The organism is Gemella haemolysans ATCC 10379, assembly GCF_000173915.1.
Lineage (GTDB): Bacteria > Bacillota > Bacilli > Staphylococcales > Gemellaceae > Gemella > Gemella haemolysans.
The window spans coordinates 97,220-112,753 of sequence record NZ_ACDZ02000014.1 but is presented as its reverse complement, the minus strand read 5'-3'; the positions used below and the strand labels follow the sequence as shown (position 1 = coordinate 112,753).

The following is a 15,534-nucleotide window of genomic DNA, read 5'->3' as shown; positions in this document are numbered from 1 at the left end:
TCCTCCGCTGGACAAAATCTTTAATACGTTTAGAAAAACAATAAATATCTATTCTTTAATTTCCAGTTTCATCATCCTCATCGTCTAAAATTATTTCATCTGAACTGACTAACTCCTCTTTGGTAATTTCTCCCATTTTAAATCTGCGTCTTTTGTTTAGATCAAAAATTATTTCATGCAAATCTGCAAAGTAAGAAGAAAAGTTAGCCATCGAAGACAATAACTCGCAATAGAATTGACTGTATTGCTCATCAGCTATACTTTGATCAATTATTTCTTCCTTAAATGCTGAAATACCTGACATAAGCTCTTGAAAGTCATCAGATAGATTATCATCTATCAATTCTTTAAAATCTTTTAATTTCTTATTTTCTTCTAACGAGTATCCTAGCCTCGAATTGAATCGTTTACACACCTCATAAAGTTTATAGATTTCTTCCTTCAATATAATTTCCTTCCTTTAGCTTTTAATAACTTATCTGTGTTTAAAGTACCATCAAGATTAAGTACAGATTTCAAATTACCACGTTTATCAAAAACTTCAAAATGGTCCATATGTAAACCATCCAAATAAAGGTAATCTCCTTTGCACAAATTTCTATCAACCTTCTTCATCACTTCATAAACACTCTGCCCGTCATACTTCTTCTTAGTCTTTCTAAGGCTTCCCACAATCTTTTGTCTAAATTCTGTTTCAAAAAACTTCGACATATTATTGACAGCTTGTGTGACTCGCTCCGTCCTACCAGAACCACCTACTCCTTGTACTACATCGTCTGCGTGTTCACTTGAGAAGTGCATCACATCAGGCAGAGTCTTACTCTCAACGCTGAAGGTAGGCATGGTTCCAATACCTCTCGCAAAGGCAACTGCCTCTTTACGAATGCCGACTGGGATTCGGATATCTAATAATTTCTCCCCAAATTTCCTAATGACATTATTAATCTTAGACAGGATATTGTCAACCTTTGAACCCCATTTTTCGACATTTGTGAGAATTCTTGCCTTAGTACTGTTCTTGGCTATCTGAATCATCTCAGCTGCCTTAGCTCCGAGTTTCGTACCCTTAGCCATCTCCCCTACAACTGCTGGACCAACAAAAAGACTCGCAACTTCAAAGGTCAAGCCTCCTGCATCATAGGCATCCATATGGGTAACTTTATCTCAGAGGGATTTTCCTGTCTCTTGAGCACGATAAGCCGCCTTATCCGCATAGCTAGCATTGGGATCCTGGCCACGCTGAGCCGCTCCTGGATCCGTCAGAGCAGTGTAAGTTCCTACTCCTAACTCCGCAAGGCTAGACAGGTTATCTGCTGTTCCTTGCAAGTCACGCTTTATTCACTCGGGCATTTTCTAACCTAAAAGTATACTACAAAAAGCTATCACACAGATAATTGTTCACTAATTTTCTACCATATTTAAAAACTCACTAAATGAATTTGCCAAAAAATAAGTATTCATATTATCAGTAGACGATGCAAATTCATAGGTATCATCATAAAAATAAATTCCAGCATTATCATCCTTGCTCAGCCAGAACACTATGAAGCCATGCTGAATAGTGTCCCCAATAATGATTGAGTTCGGAAACAAATCATCTTGATATTCACTTGTCCACTGTTTAATATCTCCATTTTTTACATTCGTTGAAACACCAAACATTACATCAATATTAATTTCTTCACTAACTTGAGGAATTCTTACTAAATTTTTATATCTATAAGCTGTATTTCTACCACCGTTTTCCTGCAACAAAAAACTCTTATAATCCTCCGGAAGAACCACTTCAAATTCATTTTCTAACATTAAAATTTCCCCGTTATTAGCAAATCCAAATTTATCTAGCTTTATTGTCATTTTTATTTATTACCTTTCATAATTGATATATCGCCTCAATGGGAAAATTGTCTGTGTACAGCACTATCAACTGCTTATATCGTTTTCCCATCTTGATGATGATGCCAAGTATTACCTACACCTGCATCTCCTACCTTGCAAAAATCTTTTAATCTCTCCTCAAATCCACTTTCTATTACAAATTCTTTTTTTACTTGTGGTGGAATACCATTTTTAAAATCAGAAAATCCTTCAATATATTTTATTGTGATACCCTCAGAATTTGTATATGCCCATGTTCCATCTTCAAGTATTTCAACTTTCCCTCCTTTATCCATCCATTTTTGTAGTGCGGTATCCAACTGACTCTGAGCAGTTACGACCATCTTCATATAGGCCTCTTGGGTTTTCTGAAGCTCCGCAATATCTACATAAAATCCCATTAGCCTTCCTCCTAGTGAACATAAAAAGCGAGGAATCAATATCTATTCTTCAATCTCCAAATTCATTTTCTTCGTCATCCAAGACTACTTCCCCTGAACTTTTCCATTCTTCTTTTGTGATTTCACCACTTTGATACATGAAGTTCTTATTCAATTCAACTAAAATATCATCAAAGTCATCAAAACAATCGATTATCCCCCTAATTCCAGTTAATAAATTTAGAAAGCAATAGTGTAATCTGAATTCTCTGAAGAGGAAATTGTAGTAATGTCTATCTTGTTAAACAATCTTAATCCTTCATAAAAACGATCTTCATATTTTTCTAGAAAGATATTTATAGTATTGTCTATATCTCTGATGCTTTCTTCTCTAAGTAGCACACCTTTATTATTCTCATTAAGAATAGTCAATCGTTTCATTACATCTTTTAATTCTGAACTAATCATTTTAATCTCCTCCCAGAAGCTAAATTAAATTTTTTACTATTAGAAGTTCCATCAGGATTAAGAACATCCTTTACTTTGCCTCTTTTATTGAATACCTCAAAATGATCTTTATGCCGACCATCTAAGTGCAACTTATCTCCTTTTTTTAAAATATCATCTAAACCACAGGACTACGATTTAAATCATAAATATCTATTTGTTTTTTTTCAAATAACATTTCTAATTTTTGATACCCATTCTCAACAAAAAAATGGTACTCCGACTCAGAAATCGGAACTGCAAACAACCAAGTTACATATTCATGATCAAATTCCAAATCGTGCAACTCCCATAAAAATGGGATAGTCAATAACATGTGCTTCATATTAAAATCTAGATAATAATTATCTATTGCATTTAGAAATACAGTCCCTGGTATACAAGGAGATGATCCATCCATAACTTTAAAAGCACAGTCACTTATTATATTTGGAAACAAATCATTCCTACTATCTGTTGAACCAATAATTTCTGCTCTTAAAGATTTATCATCTATCTTTTTGTTCAAAGTGTAGTCTGATAACCCAACAGTGGAGTAAGAAGATACGTGTTCAATTGGAGAATCAGCACCACAAAATATGTCAATTTCTTTTCCAGATTCATCTTTAAATACATATACTCTTGGAGTACCGCCAACATCATCTAAAAGCTTTCTAGCTGTCTCTTTTTTATCATATTCCATAGTAAGTCCCCTTTCTTCAAAATCATGGACCAAAATAAAAATCCATCTTATCTTCACCAATATGACTTCTATTAGATTCTGGTAGCTCTGGTCTATAGCTATTGGGATTATTATATTCATCTAAAAATTGTTTACGAGTTATTTTTCTATCAGCCGCACTTTGTTGGTGTTTTCTAAATTTATGTCCCGGCTTATACCCCATATCCCAAGGCTCCTCAATATCCATTACCTTTTTAGTAATAGGATCTTTGACAACACCTTGTTCATCCTTAGCTTTATCCCAGACAGTTTCCTTTGCATTCTTCCTATAACCTGATGGACGCTTGTAAAGTTTTTTCTCTAAACAGGAGTGTATCTTTCACTCCTTGACGGTAAAATCATCTAACGCTTTATAGGATATCAAAGATAAAGTGTAGAATCTAACTTTTATTTCATCTCTATGAAGGTAGATGTAAGATTTCAATTTATTAAATAGCTCATTATAAAAAGTTTTTTCAATAAATAACTCAAGGAATTTATCACCCATAAATAGGACTCCTGCATTATATTTTGTGCATTACTCTTAACATATACTCAAAAGCATGATTCCGTAACCAAATACTAGCTATTTGCAATATCATCTTTAGAATATAGCATTCCTAAAAAGTCTTCAAATGTGTCCGTGATAAAAGTTGTAGATGGATTAAGTTCATAAGAAGATTCATGATGCCATATGCACACACTAGGATTCTCCCTTCTCTGACTATAATCTAAGCAAACAAAGTCTCCGCCAAATAAAGCCGCTACAGGTAGTAATTCTACTCCTAAAATATCTTCAGAATACAGTAAGCGTTCAGCTAATTGCGTTAGAATTACATCTATATCATACATACCCAAAGTATGATTTTGAGTATCATGTAAAATACATAAAAAACGTTCTATTATACGTTCCTGATCTTGAGGTAACTTTCCGCTAAAGATATTCTTCTTAGGAATCAACCCACTATATTGTAAAAAAAATTCCTTAGCAGATGCTGGGAGTGAAACCCTCCATATCTTTTCTTCTTCATTCAGTAACTGTTCGTCAGGTAATGGTGTTATTATCGTATTTTTATATTCCATTATTAAACATTAAATCCTTTCTATTTATCTTATAGCGTCGGCCCAATGACCTAAAGCATGATTCCGTAACCAAATACTAGCTATTTGCAATATCATCTTCAGAATATAGCATTCCTAAAAAGTCTTCAAATGTTTCTGAAACAAACTCTACACTAGGATGCCATTCATATGAATCCTCGCGCTTCCAATAACATACCTTAGGATTCTGGGGCCCTTCTCTATAATCTAAACATATAAAATCACCACCGAACAGTGTTGCTACTGGTAATAGTTCTACACCAACAGAATCTAGATCCACACTTAAAATTTCTAGTATTGGACTCCATATAACATCAATATCGTACATTCCTAGGGAATTCTCTTCAAAATCATCTAAAATGCAAAGAAATCTTTCTATAACATACTCTTTATCATCACTGATTTTAAAAAGATTCTTTTTAGGAATTATCCCATTATATCTGATTATAAATTCCTTAAAGGAACTCGGTAAATCAATGCACCATTCTTCCTCTTTTTCCTTAACTAATTCAATACTAGGCAAAGGGAGGATTACCGTTCTAATATCTTCCACCTTCTAATTTTTTCCTTTCTTTTTATATTTAGAATGAATACCACATTCAATATATATTAGCAGCACTATACAAGAATTACATACACCTCATAAAAAATCAATCATGATAATACTACTATATATAACTAATCTAAAATTTCAGATATTTTTACCTCTTTTTCCTCATTTAAATCATAGAAACCAACATGAACCCCCTCCTCGTATAGCCACGCTAAATTCGTCCCATACTTCGCTTCAAAAATTTCTTCCATCACAGGTACAATAGAAAACATGGTTTTTGCTGATACAATTTCAAAATTTTGGGGATTATTTACGTATTCCTCATCATCGGAACTAGAATAAATAGTCCATCCATTTAATTGTAACAGTCGAGATTCTTCTCTGTAAGTATACGCAATAGGTAATCCATTTTTTACATTCCTTGATAGAACAAATCCTCCATAATTATCATTTACTTTCATTTTCATACTTCTCCAAAATATTTAAAAAATCATTTCTCCAAGATAACTCTTTAGCGTAGTCTAACGCAGATTTACCCGCATCATTTTTTAGAGTATAATCTACATTATGTTTTAGCAATAATTCATAAATAGGATATGCATCTTGCGTTGTTAATTTTAAAACAGTTAAAGAATAAATTAATGCTACTGATCCATATTTATCAACTGCATTAATATTTATACCCGCTTCAATTAACTTAGCTATTACATTTACTGCGTAATCTACATTCGGTCTCCAATTTGCTTTAAATTGAAAAAAATTATGTAGTGCTGTTCTACCATCTCTATCCTGATAGTTTATATCTATACCTCTATCAAGCAAGAAGTTAATTATCTTAATTCGGTCTTCAATTTTATCACTATTAGTGAGGACAACCGATAAAAGATTCAATTGTTCCTTATTTACCTGATTTATACTACCGATATATAAATCTTTCAGTAATTTAAAATCGCCTACCTGTGCAGCTTCAAATATTGCTTTTGATTCCATGTCATCCATCTCCTTACTCATACTTTTAAATTATTGTTTTATCTATAATCTACACTTGTAATGAAATTTAAATAATCTGAGGATTTTACAGAGCCATCATAAGCATAGTTATAGATTAGTACAACTGTATTGCCTTTATTTATAGTCAGACTCTCTAATGCGTTCAATTTACACAACAACTGTTCCTCATAGGAAGCAGTGCGCAAAATAATAGATATATCGTTTGTTTCATTTGGCAAAACTGCTTTTTCAATTAAATCTTCATCTATATCATTAATGTCTATCTTAAAATCATTGAAAAAATCAGAAACAACGATCTCTCCCTCATCATCATAAGTTAGATCAATATAATTTTCTAATTCAGTTAAATTTTTGAAATTACCTATCCAAATAGATACCGTATTGTCTGTTTTCATTTTATTAAATCCTTTCTATTGGCTATGGGGTTCTTAGCCACTTAGGTAATACCTAAAATCATCCCTCAAGACTATAATTATCCCAGATATTTAATCTTCTCACAAACATATCATAATCTTTCAACGAATCAATAATTTCCAGCAATTCATTATGTGATTTTGTAGAACCTAAACCACCATGGCCTCCTTCAAGATTAATAAACTTTTCATCTAAAATTGCAGTACGTAACTCTCTAATTTTTTCGGCAGTTATATCCCAATACTTGAATTACGGAGTCCTTGAAACTAAATGCCACTCATGCATTCCACCAAGATATCTTAATTGACGTTCAATTTTCTTACGTAGTTCCTTTTTCTTCCAAATAAAGTTTAACTCTTCTACCGTTAGAAAATTAAAAATTTTTTCAAAATCTCCACTTTTAACTGTTGGAATATCCTTAGCTGTTATATTTTTTATATCATCATAGAAGCGCTCTACTTTCCCAGAACCACCTACTCCTCGTACTACATCATCCGCATGTTTACTAGAGAAGTGCATTACCTCACACAGAGTTTTCGCCAACAAGATTCTGAAAATCCGTGATTGTCTTAGAAAACTCAAAAAAATATGATTGTAAAAATTACTTCAATTATTCAATCACAGTCAATTGATTTATAAACTCCTCAAAAGAGTTAGCTATAAAATAAGTATTTCCATCATCATCCGAACCCTCTAAGTTATAAGCATGATCATAATAGTACACCCCTTTATCTTCTCCTTTACAAACCAAAATAAAGAACCCCATCAGTACATCATCTCCAATAATAAGAGTGTTTTCTGGTAAATCTTCTTTGTATTCTTGAGTCCATTCAAGAATGTTACAATTCTCGGTTTCTGTATCAATTCCATATAGAATATCTATGGCTATTACTTCTTGATTCAAAGGAATTGCTATACCAAGCTCACCTTCTGCGCACATCCCATTATTCGATAGAATAAAATCCTTATAATCTAAAGGGAATGAGATATTTAAAGTATTTTCAACTCGAGTAATTTGCTCCTCATTTATTTTTTTAAAACCTTCTAAAATCATCTTATTTTCCTTTCTTTAATGATATTATTGCTCTTCGCTAGGACTGTAGACACTGTCCATAATCCCCATGAAACCCTGTAAATCAGTGATGGAAAATAGTTGATCTAGTTGATTGTAATGAATCTGAGCTTCCTGATTCTCATAACTATATGATAATGGAGTAGAAACTAAGTTCAAAGCGCTTGACTACTTGTAAATCCATTATCTTATCTTCAAATATTATTTTCTACTTTCACCGTATCATACCAGTTATTGAATAATTCTAATTCTGAAGTATCATCTGAAATAGGTGAATAACTATATTTAGATTTGAGACTATTGCTGCTCTTATTATAAATAATTTTGATTTCGGTAGGTACTTCTTTTTTATTATTCTCAAACAAAATCTCGAATTTTTCCAAATCATCAATTCCTAATTCTAGAAGTTGTATCTGTCTATCACGTGAATCGTCTATTTTTTCATTTTCACTCAAAAAATCATTAATCTGATTGAGTCTAATTATCTTCCCATTTTTCTTAAAAAATAAATTGAAAAAATAACTACCTTCTTCTATATAACCATACAAATAAATTTCATCAATTTGACTATTCGAATATTCTAATCCCAAAGATACCAAATCAGATTGAATTTCCATTAATAAATCTTCAAATATCATCTACTTCACTCAATTAATATTTTTTGACGTGTAAAAGTTTGGCCATCAATTATATAATTTACTCTAAATGTCTTCGGTCGTGCAGAATTCCCTACGTACTCAATTTTGACGTGAACTTCAACTTTCTTATTCACTTTAATTGATTCTGACCAGTCTCGTTCAAGACGACGATAGGTTTTGAGATTTACGTCTTTCGCTTGTGATAATAAATTATCTAAACCTGCGGACACATTCCTAATTGTTGACCAAGTTGAATCAAAGTATCATCTACTTCGAATATTTCTCTCGTACGGTTAGTAATAATACTTGTAAAAATATTATTCTTATCGTATTGAACCATTACTTTAATCTCACATTGGCTGATTCAAAGAATTTATCACTCATAAATAGGATTTCTCTTTTATATTTCTATGGTTCAGAAATATATAACTTTTCTATAAAATTAGTAAAATTATCTGCTAAAAAGTATACATTTGAATCTACCGAAGACTGGTCAAATATAAATGTGTGGTCCCAAAAATAAATTCCTCTATCTTCTCCACTCACAATCATAACAAATAACCCTCCTCCATATTCCGTTCCAAAGACAAATGAATCGTATGGAAGTTCCATTTGATATTCTGAGTTCCAATCCGTTAGACTAAAGTTTTTATTCTCTGAAATACCTAACATTGTCCCCAAAATCACTTCTTCATTTAAATCATCCATAAAAAACGATAAGTACTGCTCTTTAGGAATACCCACATTAACTTTTAATAGAAATTCCTTATAGTCTTCTGGAAGTATTACATTTATTTTTTTTTCTATCTCTGATAGTTCTGAATTTGAGATAGGTCTCTCTAACGATTTAAAATAATACATTCTTTCCTCCATTATTTTCTTTTTAAAGCAAATCCACCTTATTTTATGGATGCCATTATATTATCAAAATCCTCTTTTAGTTGCTCGTACTTCTCATTACTATAGAGATAAAACGCCTCTATTCCTCTATGTATTATTGCATATACAGTCGAGTGGAAATTCTTATCTGTGGCATCGATAACAAATTGCGTCATTTGAGTAGCTGCCTCTGGACTATAGCCCAATGCTTTTATTCCAACCCGAATCATTGTAACTTGAACATCGATTGGAGAAATGGACTCTTGAATTGCTTTAGCATTTAAAACACCAAATATATAGGAAGCTAAAATTTGCCTATTCATTTCGTCCTTTAAATCAATTTTAACCAATTGGATAATATCATTTGCTATTCTTAATGACTCGCTTACATATTGCTTTTCCATTTATTTCTCCTTCTGAAATTATTTCCATTTTAAATACACACCTTTCTACTTACTGCAGATAAAAATTTTCTGTTCCATCCTGAATATGGAGAATGCGGAACATCTGCTCATCAATCCATCTTACTGAAACAAAAAGTGAACTTTTCTCCAAATTTGAAAGAAGCTGTTCCCTATTTTTTTCTGTTCTATTTGATGAAAAACGTTGTAAACTATCTTTGACGTTCATTCTTTTTTAATTCCTTATCTAAATCTTGAAGTAGATAGATAATTTCTAAATTATAATTAGCAGTTGCATCTATCAACATACGTGCATGATTCTTAAGATGAACATTCGATGGGATAGTTTCTGTTTCCTTTATTGATCTAATAATGGTATAAAGAGTGTTAATTACTCCTTTTTCCTGTATTTCTGAAGGATACTGTTCATCCATTATTTCTAAAATTTTATTAGCTATCTCTATTGATTTCATACTCATAATCTACTCCTTAATTAGGGACAGTCCTTACATTCACAACCCAATCCTGCGACCATCCCTGTGGTAATAATATTTGGTCAGCTTAAATACACACCTTACTACTTACTGCAGATAAAAATTTTCTGTTTCATCCTAAATATGGAGAATGCGGAACGTCTACTTATCTACCCATCTTATAGCGACGAACAGCGTCCATTTCTCCATATCTGAAAGAAGTTTTGACCTATTCTCTTCTGTTCGATTCGATGAAAAATATTATAAACTATCTTTTATATTCATTCTTTTTCAATTCCTTATCTAAATCTTGAAGTAAGTAAATAATTTCACTTTGATAATGCGTTGTCTCATCTGCAAACATTCTAACTAGACTTTTAAGATTTATGTTTTTTGCTACTTCTCCACTTTCTACAATTTCATTTGCTAATTGATAAATACTTTGAATTGAGCCTGTAACACTTTTTTGTTTAGGGTGCTCTTCTTCAATAATAAAAACAATTTTTTCAGCAATTCGTTTTAAACTACTTGTCATATCTCTTTTCTCCTTCAATTATTGATAATCCACCAATTAGGAACTATTCTAAAATCCGAAATCCATTCTAATGGCCAGTCTTGCGATAATAATATTTGGTCAGCACCACCTTTCAGTACAGTCGCTGATGAAGAAATCTTCTGCATGATAGGAAGAGCTACTAATACTGCACTGGGAATCCAACCATTTATTTTGTAAGGAATTTCTTTTGGCTAAGATACTTTAAGACTTCCTTCATTCAAATCGTAATAAACTGGATTCTTTTTATAGTAGCCAAAGGGAATTATTTTTTATAATCATACATATCTTTTACTCACTAGAACAACACTTCCAACAGTCAAGTACTTACTCATTCTCTAACTCCTTTATCAATTGATTTAAAATAATATATCGTTCTTTCGTTTTTGTATTTAAGAATAAACAAAAAGGAAAAAGTAAACCGACGGAAACAAATAAGAATAAAAAGATTGATGTCAGTAAATATAGAATAGCAGAAATTGTAACTATTAGAAATAAAGATATAATAGTTATCATCGCAATCTTAGAATTTCTTTTTTCTTGATGAAGAAATATACCATATGATTCTCTCGACAGATATAAATCAGATAATTCTATCCCTCTATACAGCTCTTTAACATAGATTCGCGAAACAGAAAAAACTGCAATTGTCCCAAATATCAGTATCAAAATATTAAATAATAAAATATTTATAAATAGATATTGATTTAACCATCTAACTATTGGCAACATAAACAGTATAATTATCACTAAGAAAGATTGACTATAGCTGCTTTCTTTTTTATCTATCCTGAGCAGTAATTTTTGACTGCTTTTATCATAAAAAACAGATTGCTTTTGATAGATTCCTACAGGAATAATTTCATAATTATCTTTCATCATCTCACCTCAATACACTTCCCAAACCACTCATCATTCCTGTAAAAGTATCGCCTATATTTTTTCCTACAATTAATGATGAACTTTTTGATATATACTCTTCCGTTATATTTAACTTATTCCCTTCATCTTCATCACCTGACATTTCTGGCCATTTGCTATGAGCGAAGTTAATATTCTGTGCTTCTTCACCATATTTTCTATAATTCTTTATTGATAAGATTTTTAAATACATAAAAACTCTCTCCTATTTTGGGGTTCTCATACTTAACTCTCTCAAACATTCCTGCCCTATCTTCAACATATCTTTTTCAACCGTGTTCCATTCTCCAAATAGTAAATCATGAAGAACGGTTGCTGCTGAAGTTGTATTCCCTCCTGAATCATATACACAACTTCTATCTCGTTGATAAATTTGAATTCTTTCAAAGATAGCTAGTTCTTCCAATTGTTGTGTATTATCAACTAGACGATTTACAATGAAATCATGATGTTCTTTTGGAGTTGCACGTGCTTAATTTGGATTGACAGCGTACAGTTCTTAGCAGTTGTTGTTTAAATTAACCATGCCCCGGATTTAATATACAACCTAAATATAAACTCTCTGATTTTTTCAATTATCTTTCATCTATGATATAGATAAATTATTAGTTTATACATTCTCAGTGCAACTTTTGACATCAAAACAACGCACTCTACATACTCATCGTTATCCAAATCTATTTTCTCAACTCTTCTGTGTTCTTCTCAACTCTTCTGTGTTCTTCTCAACTCTTCTGTATTCTTCTCAACTCTTCTGTGTTCTTCTCAACTCTTCTGTGTTCTTCTCAACTCTTCTGTGTTCTTCTCAACTCTTCTGTGTTCTTCTCAACTCTTCTGTGTTCTTCTCAACTCTTCTGTGTTCTTCTCAACTCTTCTGTGTTCTTCTCAACTCTTCTATGTTCTTCTCAACTCTTCTATGTTCTTCTCAACTTTTTTGCGTTCTTCTTAAATTAGAATTTTAGAGTATAGTATTGTGTACGATCGTTTTGCGATGTACCATGCCACTCTAATAATTCTTTATCAGCAAGATTTTTAAGTAGCTTCCTACAAAATGTTGAACCTTTTTCAATAAGTTCTGTTGCCTTTTTTGTAGTTATTTTTTGCCCACTATTATACATAAAATATATAATAGTTTGTTCATCTTGACTTAGTTTATTAAATTCCTCTTCAGAAATGTTATCTTTAATTCTATCTATTGTTCTAATACTTCTATTTAAAACATTATTTTCTAAAACTAATAAAACACTACTATTAGGTTCTGCATATTTAGGTTCCTTTAGAAACAACTTTTCCATTTCAGAATATATTCTCTTAACGCCTTCATTCATTTCTTTTACCCAGCCAAATTCACATAAAATTCTTGCAATTCTTGGATTCCTTGAGTATCTTTGGTTTAGAATATTTTCCACAGTTACAATATTAGGTAGTAACCCGGGACTATGTATCTCTAGCCTATCATCAAATATTAATACCTTAATATGCTCCCCACGGATAGCATAATTCCGGTGAGTCAAAGCATTGACTATTCCCTCAAACCATGCAAATTCTGGATACTCTGGCATTATTTTAAATTTTCCATCTTTATCTAAATACTGAAAATCTCTTAGTTGTGTATTAATAAATTCTCTTACTTCTCTAATAACGTTTGGTATCGCCTTATCAAATGTTTTTTCCTTAATGATATTTATTTCTGTACCAACCTTTTGATACATTCCACTATATTTAATAACTCTTAGTCTGGCCTGTGGTAAAAATTTAGAAGGGTTATTCCCAAATAACAAAAGCCCCGCATTAGTCAGTTTTCCATTAATCATTAAATTTCTAGCTTTCAACACTTCTTCATCAGAAAGCCCTTCTATATTCAAGATTTTCTTATAATCATCAATAAGTCCATCATCTATATCTTCTATGCTTGATAATTGAACCACTTCATCCTCAAAATATCTTTGTCCTCTATCATACTGCAATTGAAGAATCTGCTCAAAATTTAATTCTATAGATTTATCATTTTGTCGAAGAAAAACTTTTCCGTTATAAGATTTTATAACTCTATCTGTAGAAATATCTACTGATATGACCAATATCTTATCATCAATACCTGTATTATTTTTTACATCTAAAATATTAAATTTGGGATTTATTGGCGTTTCTTTTAGTTCAGTTAGAAATATATTTCTATACTCATCAATCTGATGAGCACCTTTATAATTAAATCCCGTAATCGTCCCATCATCTTCAATCCCTATAACTAATTGTCCACCCTCTGCATTGGAAAATGCAACTAGATGCTTTAAAATGTCTAAAGGTTTAATTCTAGCACTTTTTCTATCAAAAAATTGATTCTCATTTTCAGAACAGTAAAATGATAATTTATTTAATATATTAGTATTCATTATTTTCTCCTCAACTTTACATATATTTAATATAATACTACAAATCTTAAGATGCTTCAACATATCTAAAATAGCTTCTTCTTTTTCAATTGGACACTGTGGAATCTTCTGATTTCCATTTTTTGATATATTATAGTGTTCTCTAACTTCTAAATCATATTTTCTCTTCACTTGTACAATATATAGTGTAGACACCTCAAATCCAAACTTTTCAAAAACATAGTTCTAAATTTGTTTATAAGAAGCCTTAGCCTCCAAACTGGTTAAATACACCTCGTCAATTGTAAACTCAACGCGAATATGTCTTTTTTAGTCTAGTTTGGAAAGCAACACGACTGTTTCAACGTGATACGTCCCTGGGAACATATCTACAGGTTGCACTGAACCTAGTTTATAACCTAGACCTCTCATAATTTCCATATCTCTAGCTAATGTTGCTGGATTACAACTAACATAGACTATTTTTTCTATATCCATAGCTGCAAGATCACGTAGGAAACTTTCCTCACATCCTTTACGTGGTGGATCTACAATAACCGCATCTAATTTTACATCTTGTGAGATTAATTTTTTAATTACATCTTCACTCTTACCTAGTAAAAACTCTACATTAGTTATATTATTATTTTTCGCATTTTCGCAAGCATCTAAAACAGCCGCTTCTACGATTTCAATACCATATACTTTCTTAACTTTCTTCGCTGCGAATAGACTGATTGTTCCAATACCACAATATGCATCGATTATCGTATCAGTTTCTTTTAATTCTGCAAGTTCCAACGCTTTACTATATAATACCTCTGTTTGAACTGGATTCACTTGATAGAATGAACGAAGTGAAATCTTAAAGTCTATTCCGTCTAACGTGTCAGTTATGTAATCCTTACCAAATAGATTTTCAGTTTTATCACCAAAGATTACATTTGTCTTCTTATCGTTAATATTTAACATAATGCTAACAATTCTATCATCTAATTTAGATATTTTCTCAACAAATTCATCTAGTTTATTAAACTTCTCCTTTGCTACAATACCTACCATGATTTCACTTTTCAGGGTATTTGTTCTGAACATAATATGTCTAATAGCACCTGAGTGGCTGTTTTCATCATAAACAGATAAGTTAAGCTCTGAGATTAGACTACGTAATTTATTCATCAATACATTATGTTCATCATATTGAATAAAACACTTCTCTATATTAACAACATCATGGCTTCGTGGTTTATAATACCCCATCTTAACTTCGCCATTAACTTTTTGTACTGGAATCACAGATTTATTACGATAATGGTATCCGTCTTCCATTCCTAGCGTATCTAATACTTCGATATAATCTTTTCCAAGAGCTTTATCCATAACATTTTGAACTTTTTTCTTCTTAAATTTTAATTGCTCTTCGTAGTTCATATGAACTAAATTTGCTCCTGAAGTCTTCGGAATTCCATCTACTCTATTTTTAGAACTTTCAATAATATTAAGAACTTTTCCGTAACCAAGATTTTTCTTTAGTTTAATTATCTTAAACTCGATTACTTCACCTTCTATAACATCTTCAATAAAAATCGGAAAATTGTCAATTTTTACTACACCAAGACCATCGTGGGTATAATCTATAACTTTCCCTTCGAATACATCATTTTTTTGCATAATTCACCTT

26 protein-coding genes and 1 pseudogene are annotated in these 15,534 nt (G+C 31.5%); all 27 read right to left on the bottom strand.

The window, feature by feature from the left end:
• Positions 1 to 55: 55 nt before the first annotated feature.
• On the bottom strand, positions 56 to 445 hold the full coding sequence (locus GEMHA0001_RS06190) for a hypothetical protein (protein ID WP_003145592.1): 390 nt from the start codon (positions 443 to 445) through the stop codon (positions 56 to 58).
• Positions 442 to 1,149 carry a hypothetical protein gene (locus GEMHA0001_RS09235; protein ID WP_003144953.1) on the bottom strand — a complete coding sequence of 236 codons (708 nt, stop codon included), beginning with the start codon at positions 1,147 to 1,149 and terminating at the stop codon, positions 442 to 444. The genes GEMHA0001_RS06190 and GEMHA0001_RS09235 overlap by 4 nt, the downstream gene beginning before the upstream one ends.
• Before the next feature lie 252 nt (positions 1,150 to 1,401).
• Positions 1,402 to 1,857: an SMI1/KNR4 family protein gene (locus tag GEMHA0001_RS06170; RefSeq protein WP_003145136.1), complete on the bottom strand. Its 456-nt coding sequence runs from the start codon at positions 1,855 to 1,857 to the stop codon at positions 1,402 to 1,404.
• Between the two features lie 74 nt (positions 1,858 to 1,931).
• Positions 1,932 to 2,279, bottom strand: coding sequence for an HNH endonuclease family protein (locus tag GEMHA0001_RS06165; RefSeq protein WP_003145128.1), 348 nt, complete (start codon positions 2,277 to 2,279; stop codon positions 1,932 to 1,934).
• A gap of 219 nt (positions 2,280 to 2,498) precedes the next feature.
• Positions 2,499 to 2,726: a hypothetical protein gene (locus GEMHA0001_RS09230; RefSeq protein WP_003145248.1), complete on the bottom strand. Its 228-nt coding sequence runs from the start codon at positions 2,724 to 2,726 to the stop codon at positions 2,499 to 2,501.
• Positions 2,727 to 2,883: 157 nt separating this feature from the next.
• Entirely contained in the window at positions 2,884 to 3,447 is a 564-nt protein-coding gene (locus GEMHA0001_RS06150) for a suppressor of fused domain protein (protein ID WP_003145445.1), read from the bottom strand.
• Positions 3,448 to 3,469: 22 nt separating this feature from the next.
• Positions 3,470 to 3,802 (bottom strand): HNH/ENDO VII family nuclease, encoded by a 333-nt coding sequence (locus GEMHA0001_RS09120; protein ID WP_197720178.1) that lies wholly within the window; start codon positions 3,800 to 3,802, stop codon positions 3,470 to 3,472.
• Between the two features lie 245 nt (positions 3,803 to 4,047).
• Positions 4,048 to 4,548, bottom strand: coding sequence for an SMI1/KNR4 family protein (locus tag GEMHA0001_RS06140; protein ID WP_003144943.1), 501 nt, complete (start codon positions 4,546 to 4,548; stop codon positions 4,048 to 4,050).
• A 76-nt stretch (positions 4,549 to 4,624) separates the two neighbouring features.
• A complete protein-coding gene (locus tag GEMHA0001_RS06135) occupies positions 4,625 to 5,089 on the bottom strand; it encodes an SMI1/KNR4 family protein (protein ID WP_233445906.1) in 465 nt (154 codons plus the stop codon).
• A gap of 155 nt (positions 5,090 to 5,244) precedes the next feature.
• On the bottom strand, positions 5,245 to 5,580 hold the full coding sequence (locus GEMHA0001_RS06130) for a DUF2185 domain-containing protein (RefSeq protein ID WP_040464443.1): 336 nt from the start codon (positions 5,578 to 5,580) through the stop codon (positions 5,245 to 5,247).
• The gene (locus tag GEMHA0001_RS06125) at positions 5,567 to 6,130 is read right to left on the bottom strand and encodes an ankyrin repeat domain-containing protein (RefSeq protein ID WP_233445905.1); all 564 of its coding nucleotides are present in this window, start codon (positions 6,128 to 6,130) and stop codon (positions 5,567 to 5,569) included. The genes GEMHA0001_RS06130 and GEMHA0001_RS06125 overlap by 14 nt, the downstream gene beginning before the upstream one ends.
• A gap of 17 nt (positions 6,131 to 6,147) precedes the next feature.
• Positions 6,148 to 6,525 (bottom strand): immunity 22 family protein, encoded by a 378-nt coding sequence (locus GEMHA0001_RS06120; RefSeq protein WP_003145336.1) that lies wholly within the window; start codon positions 6,523 to 6,525, stop codon positions 6,148 to 6,150.
• A gap of 268 nt (positions 6,526 to 6,793) precedes the next feature.
• Complete coding sequence (locus GEMHA0001_RS09225; RefSeq protein WP_224207471.1) at positions 6,794 to 7,087, bottom strand: hypothetical protein; 294 nt, start codon at positions 7,085 to 7,087, stop codon at positions 6,794 to 6,796.
• 67 nt (positions 7,088 to 7,154) lie between these two features.
• Positions 7,155 to 7,598: an SMI1/KNR4 family protein gene (locus GEMHA0001_RS06110; RefSeq protein ID WP_003145597.1), complete on the bottom strand. Its 444-nt coding sequence runs from the start codon at positions 7,596 to 7,598 to the stop codon at positions 7,155 to 7,157.
• Between the two features lie 212 nt (positions 7,599 to 7,810).
• The gene (locus tag GEMHA0001_RS06105; RefSeq protein WP_248657386.1) at positions 7,811 to 8,233 is read right to left on the bottom strand and encodes a hypothetical protein; all 423 of its coding nucleotides are present in this window, start codon (positions 8,231 to 8,233) and stop codon (positions 7,811 to 7,813) included.
• 26 nt (positions 8,234 to 8,259) lie between these two features.
• Positions 8,260 to 8,484 (bottom strand): DNA/RNA non-specific endonuclease, encoded by a 225-nt coding sequence (locus tag GEMHA0001_RS08820; protein ID WP_224207470.1) that lies wholly within the window; start codon positions 8,482 to 8,484, stop codon positions 8,260 to 8,262.
• On the bottom strand, positions 8,469 to 8,594 hold the full coding sequence (locus tag GEMHA0001_RS09325; RefSeq protein ID WP_003144937.1) for a hypothetical protein: 126 nt from the start codon (positions 8,592 to 8,594) through the stop codon (positions 8,469 to 8,471). Before GEMHA0001_RS09325 ends, GEMHA0001_RS08820 begins: the two co-directional genes overlap by 16 nt.
• A gap of 68 nt (positions 8,595 to 8,662) precedes the next feature.
• Positions 8,663 to 9,115, bottom strand: a complete 453-nt coding sequence (locus GEMHA0001_RS06100; RefSeq protein ID WP_003145324.1) for an SMI1/KNR4 family protein — start codon at positions 9,113 to 9,115, stop codon at positions 8,663 to 8,665.
• A gap of 38 nt (positions 9,116 to 9,153) precedes the next feature.
• Positions 9,154 to 9,537, bottom strand: coding sequence for an Imm48 family immunity protein (imm48, locus tag GEMHA0001_RS06095; RefSeq protein ID WP_003145182.1), 384 nt, complete (start codon positions 9,535 to 9,537; stop codon positions 9,154 to 9,156).
• A gap of 209 nt (positions 9,538 to 9,746) precedes the next feature.
• On the bottom strand, positions 9,747 to 10,013 hold the full coding sequence (locus tag GEMHA0001_RS06090) for a hypothetical protein (protein ID WP_003145478.1): 267 nt from the start codon (positions 10,011 to 10,013) through the stop codon (positions 9,747 to 9,749).
• A 262-nt stretch (positions 10,014 to 10,275) separates the two neighbouring features.
• Positions 10,276 to 10,542 carry a hypothetical protein gene (locus tag GEMHA0001_RS06085; RefSeq protein WP_003144893.1) on the bottom strand — a complete coding sequence of 89 codons (267 nt, stop codon included), beginning with the start codon at positions 10,540 to 10,542 and terminating at the stop codon, positions 10,276 to 10,278.
• Between the two features lie 14 nt (positions 10,543 to 10,556).
• Positions 10,557 to 10,688: a hypothetical protein gene (locus GEMHA0001_RS09320; RefSeq protein ID WP_003145280.1), complete on the bottom strand. Its 132-nt coding sequence runs from the start codon at positions 10,686 to 10,688 to the stop codon at positions 10,557 to 10,559.
• A 199-nt stretch (positions 10,689 to 10,887) separates the two neighbouring features.
• Positions 10,888 to 11,439 carry a hypothetical protein gene (locus GEMHA0001_RS06080; RefSeq protein WP_003144985.1) on the bottom strand — a complete coding sequence of 184 codons (552 nt, stop codon included), beginning with the start codon at positions 11,437 to 11,439 and terminating at the stop codon, positions 10,888 to 10,890.
• 4 nt (positions 11,440 to 11,443) lie between these two features.
• Positions 11,444 to 11,674, bottom strand: coding sequence for a hypothetical protein (locus tag GEMHA0001_RS06075; RefSeq protein ID WP_003145308.1), 231 nt, complete (start codon positions 11,672 to 11,674; stop codon positions 11,444 to 11,446).
• Between the two features lie 12 nt (positions 11,675 to 11,686).
• Positions 11,687 to 11,938 (bottom strand): annotated as a pseudogene (locus GEMHA0001_RS08815) (hypothetical protein); the annotation flags it as partial.
• A gap of 493 nt (positions 11,939 to 12,431) precedes the next feature.
• Positions 12,432 to 14,045 (bottom strand): ATP-binding protein, encoded by a 1,614-nt coding sequence (locus GEMHA0001_RS06070; RefSeq protein ID WP_003145192.1) that lies wholly within the window; start codon positions 14,043 to 14,045, stop codon positions 12,432 to 12,434.
• Positions 14,046 to 14,183: 138 nt separating this feature from the next.
• Positions 14,184 to 15,524 carry a 23S rRNA (uracil(1939)-C(5))-methyltransferase RlmD gene (rlmD, locus tag GEMHA0001_RS06065; RefSeq protein WP_003145292.1) on the bottom strand — a complete coding sequence of 447 codons (1,341 nt, stop codon included), beginning with the start codon at positions 15,522 to 15,524 and terminating at the stop codon, positions 14,184 to 14,186.
• Positions 15,525 to 15,534: the final 10 nt, after the last annotated feature.